Raw genomic sequence first — 15,628 nt, 5'->3', positions numbered from 1 at the left:
GCATCTTAAAGTCTCCCCCTCGGGGAGATTTAGAGGGGTTACTTCCTCAGCACATAAAACGACATTTCCTTCCTCGTTACAAAACCGAGCTTTTCATACACTTTAATAGCCCTTTCATTTTCACTTTTCACATGTAGAAATGGAATTTCAGAAGCAGTTTTAATGCGTTTAGCTTGATTTAACAACAACTTTCCGGCATAACCACGACCAAGGTAATCGGGATGTGTACAAACAGCGCTAATCTCGGCATAAGGTGCAGGGTTTAAACGCTGACCGGCCATAGCAACCAACTTATCGCCATCAAATATGCCGTGATAATGTCCAAACTCAATAGTTCGCTCTATAAAGGGACCAGGATTGGTCAATTGGGTAAGTTCAAGCATCTGGGGCACATGTTGAGCTGTAAGCGGTAGCAAATCTTCATCAGCAAAACCAGCAGGTACTTCTCCCTCAAAAACCATCTGCAGGCATTTCAGGTAATGTACTATTTTCCACTGCTCCGGGATCACAATATCGTGCGGGGCAATAAAGATAAAATGGCTCTCAAAAGGAATTATATCGTAAAGCAGGTTAAAATTTTCAGCAGATATTTCAGGAATAGCAACAAAAGGCGAAACCTCCTTCGGGAAATATTTAGCTATATCATTACCGCCCGCAAAAGCTTTATTACCGGTGTTAAGGGCGTTCCAGGCCGGGTTATCAAGTACATGTTCCATCAAGGCAAAGCTATTAAAAATACCATGCAGCGGGGTTTGGGCTTGTCATTCAATTTTAATTTATTGCTTACATTAGCTTTATCCATTATAAAACGTTTACAATGAATGCCCTTGCTAAAAAACTGCTGATCAAACCAAATTCACGCTGGTTGTTGCAAAATGCGCCCGCAGGTTACCAGGATAGCTTGTCTCCCCTGCCGGATAATGCCAGCCTTGTATTTAACACCGAAGGCGAATTTAACGGTATCCAGCTATTTGTGACCAACAGTACAGAACTGACATCCGAACTTAAGGTAATCAACCCGTTACTTAAAGACGATACTGTTTTCTGGATTATCTACCCTAAGAAAAGCTCAGGTATCCAAACAGATCTGGAAATGATGAGCAATTGGGACGCCGCGGCTCTGTATGGCTTACGGCCTGTAGCATCAGCTGCTGTTAACGAAGTATGGACTGCATTACGCTTTCGGCCGGTTGAAGCTGTAAAAGTTTCTGAAGGACGAATTGAGGCTGTACGAAATAATGAGTACGGCGATTATATTGACGTGGATAATAAAATAGTAACCCTCCCTGATTACTTAAAAGAAACATTGGAGCAACATCCGGCAACGCTTGACTACTTTCAATCGCTGGCTTACAGCCATAAAAAGGAGTATGTACTTTGGATCCTTACAGCCAAACAGGAAAAAACCCGCCAGGACCGCTTAACTAAAATGGTGGAAATGCTGCAGAATAAAAAGAAGAATCCTTCGGATAAATAAAAAATTTCAAATGGTTACTAAACAAAAGCGCCCTGCATTTTCAACAAATACAGGGCATTTTTATGTTTAGTTTTATTTACCAGCCAGAGCCTTTTTTAGCATTACCATTTTTGATATGCTCTTCGGCAGTTGCTTTGCCCATGATGGCAGCCATTTTGTTACCTTCACTGTCAGTTCCTGTTGCAATGTATCTGCCCGATTTTACGTCGATAACGGGATTGATCATTGGTACATTTTTAGTTTTTGTTTTCACTGAATAAGCGGTGATGCCACTTCCTTTTTCTGTTGCCATGATAAGTTTCTTTTGTTTTTTAATGTTAACCCCATTTAAACTGAATTGTTTTCAGCACAGGTATAATTGGTTTCTATGCGTAAACATGCATCATTTTTTTTAATTAAAAATAGCTGGGATAAATAATTTGTTAACAGATTTAAGTTTGTGTTAATAACGAATAAACCATCGTATCCTCAAAACGACCTTTATACAAATGATCTTCCTTAAAATAAGCCTCCTGCACAAAATTATTTTTGAGCAATAATTTAATTGAAGCGAAATTCCCCGGACTTACATAAGCTCCTATAGAATGCAGTTTCATCACATTAAAACCATAGTGGATAGCGGCGGTTATTGCCTCCTGCATAAGCCCCTGCCCCTGGTATACCGGGTTTAAAAGGTATCCGATCTCGGCACGGTGACTGTCTTTCTCTATCCGCCAAAAACCTATGCTCCCAATATATTTATTATTGTTTTTCAGGCAGATACACCAGGTAATACCATCGTTTTTGACAAGCAGGTCTTCTATCACGTCTATCAGAGCAACAGCATCATCAATGGTTTTGCTGATTGGCCGGTGAATGTACTGCATCACGGTTTCGTTCGATCTCATTTCAAACAAATCGGCAGCGTCATCACGGGTAAAACGCCTTAATATAAGGCGCTCAGTTACCAAAATAGGAAACGGATTAAAGTCAGGACTAAGCATAAATAATGTTAATAACCGGCTGCAATAGCGGCATTTTAAATAAAACTGTCCGCCTCGCGATACGCTTTAATTAATGCAAGCTCACCTTCTTTTCCTGTTCCGGCTGTGCCATGCTCCATGCCCATTACGCCTTTATAGCCTTTATTATAAATGTGTTTGAATATATTTTTATAATTAACCTCGCCGGTTCCCGGCTCTTTACGGCCGGGGTTATCCCCTATCTGGTAATAGCCTATCTCATCGTAAACCAAATCAAGTGTCGGGATAATATTACCCTGGTTACGCTGAACGTGATACATATCATACAGGATCTTACACGACGGACTTCCCACAGCCTTACAGATGGCATAAGCCTGGTCGGGTGTACGCAGGAACAGATCCGGATTATCGCTTAGCGGCTCCAAAACCATTATAATGCCGTGCGGCTCCAGTATAGCAGTTCCCTTTTTTATGGCTTCAATAACATTGCCTGTTTGCACACCGATAGGGAGTTTCCGCGCAAAATCGCCGGGGACTACGGTAACCAGTTTGCTGCCTATGCGTTTGGCTACCTCAACCGCCTGCTTACAGGAGGCGATGAACTTTTCAACCTGGTCGGAATTGCCTGTTGCCAGCATGTTACTATCGTTGCCCAAGCCTGGCTGCACAAAAACGCCCATTGCCATGCCCAGCTTCGCCAGCGTATCACCTATCTTTTTTTGCTGCTCAACCGGTCGGCCGCTCATGCCGTTATCCTCAATAGCGCGGAACCCCTTATCATAAGCAAATTTTATCTGGTCGATAAAATCATCGCCTGCATGGCTTTTAAATATGCCGTCATGAATGCCATAGTTAAGATTAAAAGGTTTATCGCCGGCTACAGCAGCTGCTTCTCCTGTAGGTTGAGCGCAACCGGCAAGCGCGGAGGCTTTTAAAACACCTGTGGTCAATAGTGAAGCCCCGGCCAGTACCGAGCTTTGAACAAAGTTTCTGCGTTTCATGAGGGTTGTTGATTGGTTTGCGGGCTAAATATAACACCTATGCCCCATTTTAAAACATGGGCAACACCGTTTTATCCGTTTTTTCCAAGCATTCTTGCTGACCCGGCGACAGAGCCTGGTTGAAAATTCGGCTATTTTTGTTATCTTTGTGTATAAACGGCAAAATATTAAAGCTATTCCAGCTCACAGCGCCCAGCTATTTTGATGCTGATCTGTTTTATTCCCCGCTGATACCGTTGCTGCCCGGAACTTAACTTAAAGATCATTTTTACGCTCACCAAAACAAGGGATTATTACCTGGCCCGGCCTTTTTACTGCTACACGGAATAGCTATTGTTTAACTTAATCGATTTTAATTATGGCTAAATCGCAAGCAACATTCATGAAAAAACAACTGGAAAAAAATCGCCAGAAAAAAAAGGAAGATAAAGAACAACGTAAACAGGAACGCAAACAAAACGCAGGCGCCAGCGATCTGGAAAGCATGCTGGCCTATGTAAATGAATTTGGGGAAATTGTATCTACCCCGCCCGAAAAAAAACAGGCATAACCGGGTACGAATGGCATTACCCAGTACATTGTAACTATTTCGTGGCTGTAGCAATTAGTGATTGAACCTTTTACTATTTTAATTGTCATAACAAAAAATCAACCACAGTTATGAAATTTCAATTAGGCTTTGCTTCCCTTATCGCAATGACGGTTGCCTCTTGCTCGGGCAATCATTCGACGAATGATACTGATACGGTAATTAAAAAGGAAGACACCGCCATGGCTAATGCACCCGACGCCCCAGCTGTAAATATGGAGTATTGCTTTTATACTACCGAAGGCACCGCCAGCCAGGATACTACCAAAGTTAACCTTCATATTAACGGCAATAAAGTTACCGGCGATATGGACTGGCTGCCCAAAGAAAAAGATGCCCGCAAAGGCAGCCTGATGGGCAATTTAAACGGCAATGTTATTAAAGCCTTATGGACTTACGGGCAGGAAGGCCGCACGGATACGCTGAGCGTCGAATTTCAGCTAAGGGGTAATCAGCTTGCCCAGAAGCCTTACAGGTACGATCCAAAAACCGGCAAGCAACAAACAAACAGCACAGCCGATTATACAGTAATTTACAGCATGAAAAATTGCCGTTAATTTAAACGCAATTTATAAATTAGCTAAAAAATAAAAGGTCAAGAAAATGGAAAAGCGCGAAACCAGTATACTATATCTTGTTTTAGGCCTATATAGTTTAATGATAAGCTGGTATTACAATCACAGTGTTATATTACTTATTATCCATTACATATTTTGGCCTGTTTACTTGATATATGAACTACTAATAGGCCACCTTGCCCACGGCATGTGGAAAACCATCCCGCTTTCATACTTTAAATAAAGTAAAACTGGACGATATATAAAACAGAAAAACCACCCTGATATGTAATTTCAGGGTGGTTTTCTGTTTTTATTAAACCTTTTCAACCACAACAGCGGTACCGTAAGCAAGCACTTCTGTAACGCCCTGCATTACTTCGTTGGCGTCATAACGCATGTTAATGATGGCATTGGCACCAATAGCCTGCGCGTGCTGAATTAAAAGCTGGTAAGCCTCTTCGCGCGCGTTTTCGCACAACTCAACATAAATTGAAAGCCTGCCGCCAAACAGCGACTGAAAACCGCCGGCAATATTGCCCAACGCACTGCGGCTGCGCACCGTAATGCCACGTACAACGCCTAAATGCCTGGTAACTTTGTAGCCATCTAAGCCTGTACTTGTAGTAATAAGTGATGTATCCATTTTTAGTTTAAGTTTGTTAGCCAGCAATTTATCCGGCCTGGTTTTTATTTAGATGTAGTATGGTTAACGATATTACGTAAATATCTGTTTTTATTTTTTGAGATCAATGGTTTGTGATCAGAGATTAGAGATTAGTTTCTTTGCATATACAAGCGCTAATGATATCTAAATTAAGAGCAAATCCTAAAAATCCGTTTAATCCAGGTCAGAAACATAACCGGTATCCGCTATTAACTAACGCAAACTCCGTTTTCAATTTAAGTAATCGAAGCAAACTGCCCATGCTGCTTAAACCACCAACTATGATCCATGAACTATAAACCACAGTCTATGGACCATCTACTATGGACTAAAAAACGTACCTTCGCCAAAAAATTAAAATAGATGCCTGATAAAATTAAAGCTGTTTTTTTAGATCGAGATGGTGTGTTGAACCAGGAAATGGGCGATTATGTATGCCGTTTTGAGGATTTCCATGTACTTGATAACTTTGATGCCCTTAAAACCCTGCAGGACCGCGGCTATATGCTGCTTGTTGCTACCAACCAGGGCGGCCTGGCCAAAGGATGGTACACTGAAGAAGAACTGGCAAAAATGCACACTCACCTGAAACAGGTTTATCTTGAACGCGGCGTTGAACTTACCGACTTTTTTTACTGCCCGCATCACCCCAACTTTACCGGCGACTGTGATTGCCGCAAACCAAAACCGGGACTCCTGCTGCAAGGTATAGCTAAATACAACATCGACCCATCAAAATCGTACTTTATAGGTGACCGCGAACGCGACGTTGAGGCAGGCACAGCTGCAGGTGTAAAAGGTATTTTGATAGACAGCGACCAACCGATCAGTACGGTGCTGGATCTGATACTATAAAAGCAAAAACATATGTCATTGCGAGCGTAGCGCGGCAATCTCGTAGCCAATGCATTTCCGATCTGCTTGGCTACGAGATTGCTTCGTCGTTCCTCCGCAATGACATAAAAATAAAGCCCTTTCCCTAAAACATTTTCTTCTCTCCTGCTTTTTACAAATATTTATATTATCCTATGCAAAAAAGCCGCTACTTAAAAAACCTTGATGCTGTAATAGCCGCCTTAATCGGCTGGTTTATATTAAGCTTGTTTTTCAGGTATAGCGGTGTAGGAGTTTCTCCGGATAGTATCATGTATACCAGCGCGGCCAGGAGCTTTAAAGACCACGGTACCCTGCTAACGTTCAACCATGTACCTATTGTTGACTTTCCGGTTTTCTATCCTATCTATCTTGGTATAATTTCAGTTATCACCCAGATAGATCCTGTTAAGTTTGGCGCAATGTTGAATGGCATCATGTTCGCCGCACTCATTTTCACTAGCGGCTGGATCATTGAGCACTTTGTACCGGCCTCAAGAATTTATAAATGGCTGATGCTGGCGGCTATCATCCTGAGCCCCCCGTTGCTCCAGGTGTACTCCTATTTATGGTCCGAGACCTTGTTCATTCTTGAGATCCTGTTTTTTTTGGTTGCTTTCCGCGAATACCTTTTAAAACACACGCTTAAAGCACTTATAGTAGCAGCCGTTATAGCAGCTATAAGTTGCATAACCAGGTACGCGGCTGTTACCATTGTAGGTACAGGCGGTTTACTTTTGCTATTGGACAGGGTATTGCCCCTTAAAAAGAAGATTACCCATATCATTGTTTACGGGCTAATTTGTATCTCGCTGCTGGTGAGCAACCTTGTTTTCAATGCTTTTGTAACGGGTACAACAACCGGTCCGCGGGAGCCATCTATCACTCCGTTTAGCAAAAACCTGTATTACTTCGGCACCGTAATGTGCGACTGGATGGGCCTTACACCAAATCAATACTGGGCTGCCACACCTTTAGCCATCATCATTTTTCTGGGCTTTATTGCTGCCCTGGCATTTAATTATTATCGCCGCAAGCTGGATAGCTTTGAAAATTTGGCCATTACTTTCGCATTGGTTTACGGGGCTTTTATTGTGCTCTCATCTACTTTCTCAAGGTATGAACGGATCAATCACCGCCTGTTATCGCCATTGTACATTTCGGCTTTATGGGGATATACCAGTTGGGCTTTGCTCCTGCTGAAAAAAATAAACAATACCACTACCCGGCGCATTATCGGTGCTGTAATGGTGGTGCTGATGCTGGGTTTCATAACCAGCGAATTTTTCATAGATAGAGCCCGGTACAACGACCAGGTAGCCGACGAATACGGTAACCCCGGCTATACCGACGAAAGCTGGATAGATTCGGAATTTGCAGCCTATTTAAGGGGTACAGACCACAGCCTGTTTAAACCCGGCGTCAAAATCTATACCGACGCGCATGAAGCCGTTTATTTTTTCTCGGGCATGTCATCCTACCTGGTGCCGCACCGTTTCTTCACTAAGGATATCGATAAGTTTTATAAGGTGAAACATTATTATCTTATTTGGTTTAATGTATTGGAGAACCCTGAACTGATCAACCTGAAGGATATCCAAAAGGTTAAAAACCTCAAAAAGATCAAGGATTTTGGCGAAGAAGGGGCGATTTATGAATATCATTCAGAACCATGATTTACGGGATTTTAGGATTACCAAGAATTGAATAAACGCAGCTTCCGCCCGTTGTTGGTATTGTCACCAACAACGGGCGGGTTTCATTTGTCAATGTTTATCTTTGTTTTATGGCTGGCCAAAAGGACCCCAAAGAAGCATCAAACATCTTTAACTCTATAATAAAAGCATCGGTGAATATTCCTTTGCCTAAAAAGCCTTACCCCGACTGTTTAGAATGTGGTGAAGAAGCAAAAGATATTGTATCGAATAAGCGAGATGGTAAACTGATAATCTATACATACAAATGCCCCAATGGGCATTTGTTTACTGAAGAACTAACGTTGAAGTAATTCTTTTCTCATCCACATGGTCTAACAGGTATATAGTTACCTGACAACACCAATAACGGGCGGGTGACAACAAGTTGACCACAGGCTAAGTATTTTAATAATCTTTGGAGTAACCCTACCTTCAAATTAAACAATTGACAAACAATTACTTATTTCAACATATTCAAATTTATGTTAACCCCCCTCTCATTGCAATCTGCGGTTGCTGTTGTCACCAACAACGGCAAAGGTTAACAAAATTAAATTCTAAAAGCTCGTTCAATCGGACATAAAACTTCTTTAAAATTTCACGCACCCGTATACTTTTTCACATTAAATTTTGATTTAAAAAACATCTGTCTATATTTGCACCGCTAATCTATAGTTTTACTATATAAAAAATGAACGGTATCGCACTACATCATCTTCATCTGCATCACCACCATGTGGTGATCAGCTAATATGTATGTTTCTACGCGAAATAACAACCTCCGTTTATATTCTTTTTTATCATAGTCTCTTAAATTCAATCTTTTGAAAACACTTAAAATAGCTATCCAAAAATCGGGTAGGCTCAACGAAAAATCTGTTGAATTGTTAAAAAATTGCGGCTTAAACTTTGAAAACTACAAAAGCTCGCTTATCTCTCCGGTATCCAATTTCCCTTTAGAAATCCTTTTCCTTCGCGATGATGATATCCCTGAATATGTGCAGGATGGCATTGCCGATTTAGGTATCGTTGGTGAAAACGTGATCCAGGAAACCGAAGTTGAAGTAAGCTACCTGCAGCGCCTTGGCTTTGGTAAATGCTCGCTCAAGATAGCAGTGCCCAACAACAGCGATATCAACTCACTGGCCGATTTACACGGCAAAGCAATTGCTACCACCTACCCCGCCATTTTAGGCAAGTTTTTAAAACAACAAAATATTAACTCAGATATCCGCACCATTTCCGGTTCGGTTGAAATTTCGCCGGGCTTAGGTCTAAGTGACGCCATTTGCGATTTGGTATCAACAGGCGGTACCCTTAAAAGCAATGGACTGAAACCTTTTGCCGATGTAATGTCATCTGAGGCGGTACTGATAGGCAGCAAGGCCATTGCCGAAAGCGACCTTGTACAGGAACTGATCCAGCGTATTCAATCAGTTTTACGCGCCAAAGAAACTAAATACGTGGTACTTAACGTTGAGAAAAAAAACCTCGATGCCGTTATTGCTTTATTGCCGGGCGTAAAAAGCCCGTCGGTAGTGCCATTGGCCGAAGAAGGCTGGGTTGCCGTACACACAGTGATCCCCGAGCGTGATTTTTGGGACCGCATCAGTCAGCTTAAACAAGCCGGCGCGCAAGGCATTGTGGTAATGCCTATTGAAAAGATCATTTTATAGTAGTTGGCAGTGGCAGCTGGCAGTTTGCACTATAGTAAATTGCTGATTGTTGCAAACTGCAAACTGATAACTGCAAACTGGAATGAAAACATACAATTATTCAGAACTTACCGCATCCGATATCCAGAAGCTGGTTCAGCGTAATGTTGACCCTGCCAATGAGATCAGGACTATTGTTGAAGATGTGATAGCCAACGTGCAGCAACATGGCGACAAGGCCCTGCTTGATTATGCTTTAAAGTTTGACAAGGTAGAGCTGAACAAACTTTATCTTGATAAAGCCGAACTGGCAGAAATTGCCAAAGCAATATCTGCCGATCAAAAGGCGGCATTGGAAACGGCTTACAGCAATATCTATAAATTTCACCAAACGCAGCTAAAGACCGAGGACAAGGTTGAAACCATGCCCGGTGTAACCTGCTGGCGCGAATTACGGCCAATTGAAAAAGTAGGCTTGTATATCCCCGGTGGCTCTGCTGTATTGCCAAGTACGTTTTTGATGCTTGGGATCCCGGCGCGTATTGCAGGTTGCCATGAAATAGTGGTTTGTTCGCCCCCGCAAAAAAATGGCAAGGTAAATGCCTTTATAGCTTATGTGGCATTGATGCTGGGGATTGATAAGATCTACCTGGCAGGTGGTTCACAAGCTGTGGCGGCCATGGCGTACGGAACAGAAACCGTTACCAAAGTTGATAAGATCTTCGGGCCCGGCAACCAGTTTGTAACCAAAGCTAAAACCATTATCCAGTCAACCACCACAACGGCAATTGATATGCCTGCGGGCCCTTCGGAAGTATTGGTTATTGCAGATGAAACTGCAATTCCGGCTTATATAGCTGCCGATTTGCTGGCCCAGGCCGAACATGGTATCGACAGCCAGGCTGTATTGGTTTGTACCTCTGCAGATATTGCCCAAAAAGCCGTTGCCGAGGTTGAAAAACAACTACCCGTTTTGCCACGTGCCGAGATAGCCAAATTGGCTATTGATAACTCATACGTGGTAATTGCCGGCAGCCTGAGCGAAGCCATGAACTTCAGCAATCAGTATGCGCCTGAACACCTCATACTTGCTACAAATAGCTGGGAGCAAATTACCGGCAGTATCGTAAATGCAGGTTCGGTATTTTTAGGAAACCTGACCCCGGAAAGTGCAGGCGATTATGCATCAGGCACCAACCACACCCTGCCAACCAGCAGTTATGCAAGAGCCTATTCAGGAGTGTCGGTTGATTCGTTTGTGAAGAAGATCACTTTTCAGCATATCACCCGCGAGGGCATCAATAACATTGGCCATGCGGTAGAAGTTTTGGCAGAGTTGGAAGGGCTGCACGCGCACAGAAATGCCGTGAGTGTGAGGAAACAATAGTTGATTATGAAAAAGCTTGCATACCTTTTGAGTTTGTTTACACTCACAGCTTGTCACAGTGTTAATCATAAACCATTAATATCTGATACAGTTAAACAAGGTACCACTACTAAACAAGATACAACTATCTCGTTTAAGCCTTATCGGCTTAATAAAGACTACACTGTAATTGACACAGGTATTTTTGATGCGACTGTTATGGGAGGCAGCTATGCTGTTGTAACAAGAAACGGAAAGCTTGCGGATACTATTGACAAATATTACGGAATTGAAAAAATTGGCAACGATAACTATTTATATCTAACCATAACAGGTACAGGACCGGGAGAAGATGATGCTTCGAAAACACAGAAATCCCAAAAATCAATCAGTGGGTCTTTGGGCAGTTATATAATGGTCGTAAATGGTAAAAAGCAAAATCTGTCCGCTTTGACAACTGACTTTAATGACTATTTTTCTTCACCGTCTGTAATAAACGGCAACATTTATTTCTGGCAAATAAAAAAAATAGATACAACGGGTAATAACAGTATATCGGCTGCTAAATATGATCCAGCTACCAGGAAAACCACGAATTATTATTTGGTTGATGATTATATCGAAACAGATGATGCCAACTATTTTTCAGCGCCATATTTAAAAAATGACACCATCTATTTTGATGGAGAAAATAAAAAATTAAGAAAATTCACAAAGGATTTTAAGCCTTACAATTAAAATGTTCGACATAAATAATATACTCAGAGAAAATATAAAACGTCTTGTGCCCTATTCATCGGCACGTGACGAATACCAGGGTGAGGCAAGCGTTTTCCTTGATGCTAATGAAAATGCCTTTGGTTCTCCTTTAGATCAGCAGTTTAACCGCTACCCTGATCCTTTACAATACGATTTAAAAAAACGCATTACCGAAATTAAGGGGGTGCCGCCACGAAATATTTTCATAGGCAACGGCAGTGATGAAGCTATTGATATCCTTTTCCGCAGTTTTTGTAACCCGGGAGTTGATAATGTGATCCTGGTGCCGCCTACTTACGGCATGTACGAAGTATCGGCAAACATCAACGATATCGAAGCCCGTAAAGTAAACCTTACGGAAGATTATCAGCTAAATTTAGAGGGCATTGCCGAAGCTATCGACAAAAACACCAAGCTCATCTTTATCTGCTCGCCCAACAACCCGACTGGCAATTCTATCAACCGCGATGATATTCAAACCCTGCTGGCCAACTTCAGCGGAATTGTAGTGGTCGATGAGGCTTACATCAACTTCAGCCGTCAAAAGTCATTTATACAGGAATTGACCGAATGTGCCAACCTTGTGGTAATGCAAACCCTTTCCAAAGCCTGGGGCCTGGCCGGTTTACGTGTTGGTATGGCCTTCGCCAGCGAAGAGATCATTGAGGTGATGAACAAAGTAAAACCTCCTTATAACGTTAACGAGTCCTCACAACAGCTGGCATTGGCTGCCCTGGCAAACGTTGGTCAGGTTAATAAATGGATTAAAGAAACCCTTACACAACGCGATAGGTTGGTTTTACAACTGAAAGATTTTGAGTTTGTGGTAGATATTTACCCATCAGATGCCAACTTTATCCTTGTAAAAACCACCAATGCTAACGGTATTTACGATTACCTGGTAAAACAGGGCATTATAGTGCGCAACCGTTCAAAAGTTGAGCTTTGCGAGGGCTGTCTGCGCATCACTGTAGGCACACCAGATGAGAACACTATTTTACTCGAAGCGCTTCAAAACTTTAAATAAAAAAATCACCAACTCAATAATTCACTAATTATAAAGAATGAGTTTACAGAAAATATTATTTGTCGACCGCGACGGCACCCTGATCAAAGAGCCTGCTGATGAGCAAATTGATTCATTTTCCAAGCTGGAGTTTTATCCGGGCGCGTTAACCTATCTGCCCAAAATAGCCAAAGAACTTGATTTTGAACTGGTAATGGTTACCAACCAGGACGGTTTAGGAACTTCTGTTTATCCTGAGGATACATTTTGGCCTGTCCACAATTTCATCCTGCAAACATTTGAAGGTGAAGGCGTAAAATTTGCCAACCAGATCATCGACCGTACCTTCGCCCGCGACAACGCTCCCACCCGTAAGCCGGGCACTGCACTGTTAACGCAATACTTAGATGCGGATAAATACGACCTGAAAAATTCGTTTACTATCGGCGATCGTAAAAACGATGTATTGCTGGCAAAAAACCTGGGTGCAAAAGCTATCTGGCTTAACAACAACAGCAACCTGGGTGGAAGCGAATTTAGCGAAGCAGATCATATTGATGACGTTATCGCCCTTGAAACTACCGACTGGCAAAAGATTTATGAGTTTCTGAAACTTGGTCAGCGGGTATTTGAACATCGCCGTGCCACTAAGGAAACCGATATCTATATCAAAATAAACCTTGATGGTAAGGGCGATGCCAAAATATCAACCGGTTTGCATTTTTTTGACCACATGCTGGATCAGATTGCCCGTCATGGCAGTATTGACCTGGAAATTACAGCCAAAGGAGATCTGCATATCGACGAGCATCATACAATTGAAGATACCGGCATTGCCTTAGGCGAAGTATTTGCCGCTGCGTTAGGTAACAAAATGGGGATTGAACGCTATGGTTTCTGCCTGCCGATGGACGATTGCCTGGCCCAGGCCGCTATCGACTTCGGAGGCCGTAACTGGCTTGTTTGGGAAGCTGATTTTAAACGCGAAAAAGTAGGCGATGTACCAACAGAAATGTTCTTCCACTTTTTCAAATCGTTTAGCGATGCTTCAAAAAGCAATCTGAACATAAAAGCCGAAGGACAAAATGAACATCACAAAATTGAAGCTATATTTAAAGCCTTTGCCAAGGCAATAAAAGTGGCTGTAAAACGTGATGTAGATAAGATGGTTTTACCAAGCACTAAAGGACTTTTGTAACCCCCAGCCCCTAAAGGGGAGTAACTAATCAAAATGGAAACACCAGATCAAAACAATACATCGGAAACCGATAAAAGCCTCGCAGAGGCACCCCTTCAGGGGCGGGGGGGTATCGGCATCATACTATACGGAGCCGGAAACATATTTTCCCTAACTGCCGCTTTAGAGCGCTTAGGTATCCTTTATGGCTTTATAAACAGGCAGGAGGATTTTGATAAGTACGACCGTTATATCATTCCTGGTGTTGGGCATGCAGGCGCAGCCATGAATAAGCTAAAAGCTACCGGATTGGTGCCTGCTATCAAGGCACTTAAAAAACCTACGCTGGGTATCTGTGTAGGTATGCAATTGCTTACCTCCCACTCTGAAGAAGGCGACTCTAACCTCTTGGATATCATACCGGTTAAAACTTTAAGGTTTAAAGATAGCGCCGATCATAAAGTGCCGCACACGGGATGGAACAGGGTTTATCCCGAAAAAGAAAACCCGCTATTTGAAAATATACCGTCAGGTTCACATTTTTACTTTGTACATTCATACTTTATTGAGTATGATAAAGCATACACTTTATTAGCTTCTGATTACGGAAATGAATTTTCGGCATCAATTTGGCTTGATAATTTTTATGGCGTACAATTTCACCCCGAAAAGTCGGGTGTGGTTGGCGAAACATTGTTAACTAATTTCTCAAAAATATAAAGGATATGTACATTATTCCTGCCATTGACATTTTGAACAAGAAGGTTGTTCGTCTTCGTGAAGGCGACTACAAACAGGTAACCGAATACGACGTTACCCTTGAAGAAATGATTGAACGCTACCAGAGCAACGGCACCAATTTCATCCACATTATCGACCTTAACGGCGCAAAAAATGATTTCAGCAATCAGCAGTACCTGTTTGACGTGATCCGTAAAACTGATATGAAGGTACAGTATGGCGGTGGTATACGCAGCATCGAAAAAGTAAAAGAGCTGATAGATGCAGGCGTTCACCGCGTTATTGTTGGCACGCAGGCACTTACCAACCCTGATTTTTTACCAGATCTGAGCAAAGAGATCTGCGGCAAAGACAAATGCTCCGACCAGGTGGTTGTGGCTATAGACGTGCTGGATGAAGTAATCAAATACTCAGGCTGGATGGAAAGCTCCCCCATCAAACTGATGGATTACGTTGATAAATGCCTGGCTTTAGGTTTCTTCCGTTTCCTTTGTACCGATATTAACAAAGATGGTAAATTGGGCGGTGCCGGCATTGAACTATACGAAAAACTGCTTGATCATTCTCCATTCATTAAACTGATCGCCTCAGGCGGCGTTAGCTCTATGAGCGATATCGAAAAACTTAACCGCTTAAAAGTTGAGTCGGTAGTAGTTGGGAAAGCCATATATGAGGGCCATATCACCATTGAAGACGTGAAACACTGGAATTTAGACGCGTTGATATCGATATAAGTCGCCCCCGGCCCCCTAAAGGGGAGAAATAGTTCAACAATGAAAAGAAAAATGTTTTTGGGAGCCGATAAGTTAGTTTTCCAAAATGCAGAATCTCTTCGTTATAGAATGACTGCCGCGGAAGAGTTACTTTGGGAACAATTAAAGGGCAAACAGTTAGGTGTAAAATTCAGAAGGCAGCATCCTTTGGGAATTTATATCGCCGACTTTTATTGTCATCAACATAAATTGGTTATTGAGCTCGACGGGAGTATTCATCAGCTTCCTGAGGTTGCTCAAAATGATATAATCAGGCAAACCAACTTAGAACTCGACGGCCTCAAAGTATTACGTTTTACTAATGAGCAAGTCTTCAACAACTTAAATA

19 protein-coding genes and 1 pseudogene are annotated in these 15,628 nt (G+C 42.3%); 15 read left to right on the top strand and 5 right to left on the bottom strand.

The features are described from left to right. Nucleotides 1-38: 38 nt before the first annotated feature. A complete protein-coding gene (locus tag DIU38_RS05280; protein ID WP_112655501.1) occupies nt 39-716 on the bottom strand; it encodes a GNAT family N-acetyltransferase in 678 nt (225 codons plus the stop codon). A gap of 101 nt (nt 717-817) precedes the next feature. Between DIU38_RS05280 and DIU38_RS05275 the strand changes: the two genes are divergently transcribed. Beyond that, complete coding sequence (locus DIU38_RS05275) at nt 818-1,477, top strand: YdeI/OmpD-associated family protein (RefSeq protein ID WP_112655499.1); 660 nt, start codon at nt 818-820, stop codon at nt 1,475-1,477. A gap of 76 nt (nt 1,478-1,553) precedes the next feature. On the opposite strand, the gene DIU38_RS05270 is transcribed toward DIU38_RS05275, so the two are convergent. The 3 genes from DIU38_RS05270 to DIU38_RS05260 form a co-directional block, all read right to left on the bottom strand. Next, the gene (locus DIU38_RS05270; protein ID WP_090526601.1) at nt 1,554-1,769 is read right to left on the bottom strand and encodes a hypothetical protein; all 216 of its coding nucleotides are present in this window, start codon (nt 1,767-1,769) and stop codon (nt 1,554-1,556) included. A gap of 139 nt (nt 1,770-1,908) precedes the next feature. Beyond that, entirely contained in the window at nt 1,909-2,460 is a 552-nt protein-coding gene (locus DIU38_RS05265) for a GNAT family N-acetyltransferase (RefSeq protein ID WP_112655497.1), read from the bottom strand. A 35-nt stretch (nt 2,461-2,495) separates the two neighbouring features. Continuing rightward, entirely contained in the window at nt 2,496-3,440 is a 945-nt protein-coding gene (locus tag DIU38_RS05260) for a hydroxypyruvate isomerase family protein (RefSeq protein ID WP_112655495.1), read from the bottom strand. 358 nt (nt 3,441-3,798) lie between these two features. Here DIU38_RS05260 and DIU38_RS05255 point away from each other — a divergent pair, with 358 nt between their 5' ends. The 3 genes from DIU38_RS05255 (at nt 3,799) to DIU38_RS05245 (ending at nt 4,830) form a co-directional block, all read left to right on the top strand. Continuing rightward, nucleotides 3,799-3,990, top strand: coding sequence for a hypothetical protein (locus DIU38_RS05255; protein WP_112655493.1), 192 nt, complete (start codon nt 3,799-3,801; stop codon nt 3,988-3,990). 110 nt (nt 3,991-4,100) lie between these two features. Continuing rightward, complete coding sequence (locus tag DIU38_RS05250; RefSeq protein ID WP_112655491.1) at nt 4,101-4,586, top strand: hypothetical protein; 486 nt, start codon at nt 4,101-4,103, stop codon at nt 4,584-4,586. Between the two features lie 46 nt (nt 4,587-4,632). Continuing rightward, on the top strand, nt 4,633-4,830 hold the full coding sequence (locus DIU38_RS05245) for a hypothetical protein (protein ID WP_090526592.1): 198 nt from the start codon (nt 4,633-4,635) through the stop codon (nt 4,828-4,830). A gap of 72 nt (nt 4,831-4,902) precedes the next feature. On the opposite strand, the gene DIU38_RS05240 is transcribed toward DIU38_RS05245, so the two are convergent. Next, entirely contained in the window at nt 4,903-5,232 is a 330-nt protein-coding gene (locus DIU38_RS05240) for a YbjQ family protein (RefSeq protein WP_112655489.1), read from the bottom strand. Between the two features lie 384 nt (nt 5,233-5,616). Between DIU38_RS05240 and DIU38_RS05235 the strand changes: the two genes are divergently transcribed. The 11 genes and pseudogenes from DIU38_RS05235 to DIU38_RS33805 all read left to right on the top strand — a co-directional run. After that, nucleotides 5,617-6,108: a D-glycero-alpha-D-manno-heptose-1,7-bisphosphate 7-phosphatase gene (locus DIU38_RS05235; protein ID WP_112655487.1), complete on the top strand. Its 492-nt coding sequence runs from the start codon at nt 5,617-5,619 to the stop codon at nt 6,106-6,108. Nucleotides 6,109-6,281: 173 nt separating this feature from the next. Next, the gene (locus tag DIU38_RS05230) at nt 6,282-7,802 is read left to right on the top strand and encodes a hypothetical protein (RefSeq protein WP_112655485.1); all 1,521 of its coding nucleotides are present in this window, start codon (nt 6,282-6,284) and stop codon (nt 7,800-7,802) included. A gap of 110 nt (nt 7,803-7,912) precedes the next feature. Further along, nucleotides 7,913-8,134, top strand: a complete 222-nt coding sequence (locus tag DIU38_RS05225) for a hypothetical protein (RefSeq protein ID WP_112655483.1) — start codon at nt 7,913-7,915, stop codon at nt 8,132-8,134. Between the two features lie 513 nt (nt 8,135-8,647). Beyond that, complete coding sequence (hisG, locus tag DIU38_RS05220) at nt 8,648-9,499, top strand: ATP phosphoribosyltransferase (protein WP_112655481.1); 852 nt, start codon at nt 8,648-8,650, stop codon at nt 9,497-9,499. Nucleotides 9,500-9,581: 82 nt separating this feature from the next. Further along, nucleotides 9,582-10,865 carry a histidinol dehydrogenase gene (hisD, locus tag DIU38_RS05215; RefSeq protein WP_112655479.1) on the top strand — a complete coding sequence of 428 codons (1,284 nt, stop codon included), beginning with the start codon at nt 9,582-9,584 and terminating at the stop codon, nt 10,863-10,865. 6 nt (nt 10,866-10,871) lie between these two features. Continuing rightward, nucleotides 10,872-11,582: a hypothetical protein gene (locus DIU38_RS05210; RefSeq protein ID WP_112655477.1), complete on the top strand. Its 711-nt coding sequence runs from the start codon at nt 10,872-10,874 to the stop codon at nt 11,580-11,582. 1 nt (nt 11,583) lies between these two features. Next, nucleotides 11,584-12,630 carry a histidinol-phosphate transaminase gene (hisC, locus tag DIU38_RS05205; RefSeq protein WP_112655475.1) on the top strand — a complete coding sequence of 349 codons (1,047 nt, stop codon included), beginning with the start codon at nt 11,584-11,586 and terminating at the stop codon, nt 12,628-12,630. Between the two features lie 37 nt (nt 12,631-12,667). Next, entirely contained in the window at nt 12,668-13,807 is a 1,140-nt protein-coding gene (hisB, locus tag DIU38_RS05200; protein ID WP_112655473.1) for a bifunctional histidinol-phosphatase/imidazoleglycerol-phosphate dehydratase HisB, read from the top strand. A 33-nt stretch (nt 13,808-13,840) separates the two neighbouring features. Beyond that, on the top strand, nt 13,841-14,506 hold the full coding sequence (gene hisH, locus DIU38_RS05195; RefSeq protein ID WP_149354035.1) for an imidazole glycerol phosphate synthase subunit HisH: 666 nt from the start codon (nt 13,841-13,843) through the stop codon (nt 14,504-14,506). A gap of 5 nt (nt 14,507-14,511) precedes the next feature. Further along, nucleotides 14,512-15,261, top strand: coding sequence for a 1-(5-phosphoribosyl)-5-[(5-phosphoribosylamino)methylideneamino]imidazole-4-carboxamide isomerase (locus DIU38_RS05190; RefSeq protein ID WP_112655469.1), 750 nt, complete (start codon nt 14,512-14,514; stop codon nt 15,259-15,261). Nucleotides 15,262-15,300: 39 nt separating this feature from the next. Next, a pseudogene (locus tag DIU38_RS33805) lies at nt 15,301-15,597 on the top strand (endonuclease domain-containing protein); the annotation flags it as partial. Between the last annotated feature and the right edge of the window lie 31 nt (nt 15,598-15,628).

It is taken from the genome of Mucilaginibacter metallidurans (assembly GCF_003286435.2).
Lineage (GTDB): Bacteria > Bacteroidota > Bacteroidia > Sphingobacteriales > Sphingobacteriaceae > Mucilaginibacter > Mucilaginibacter gossypii.
Note: the sequence above shows the minus strand (reverse complement) of the source record. Positions and strands in the feature narration are given on the sequence as shown.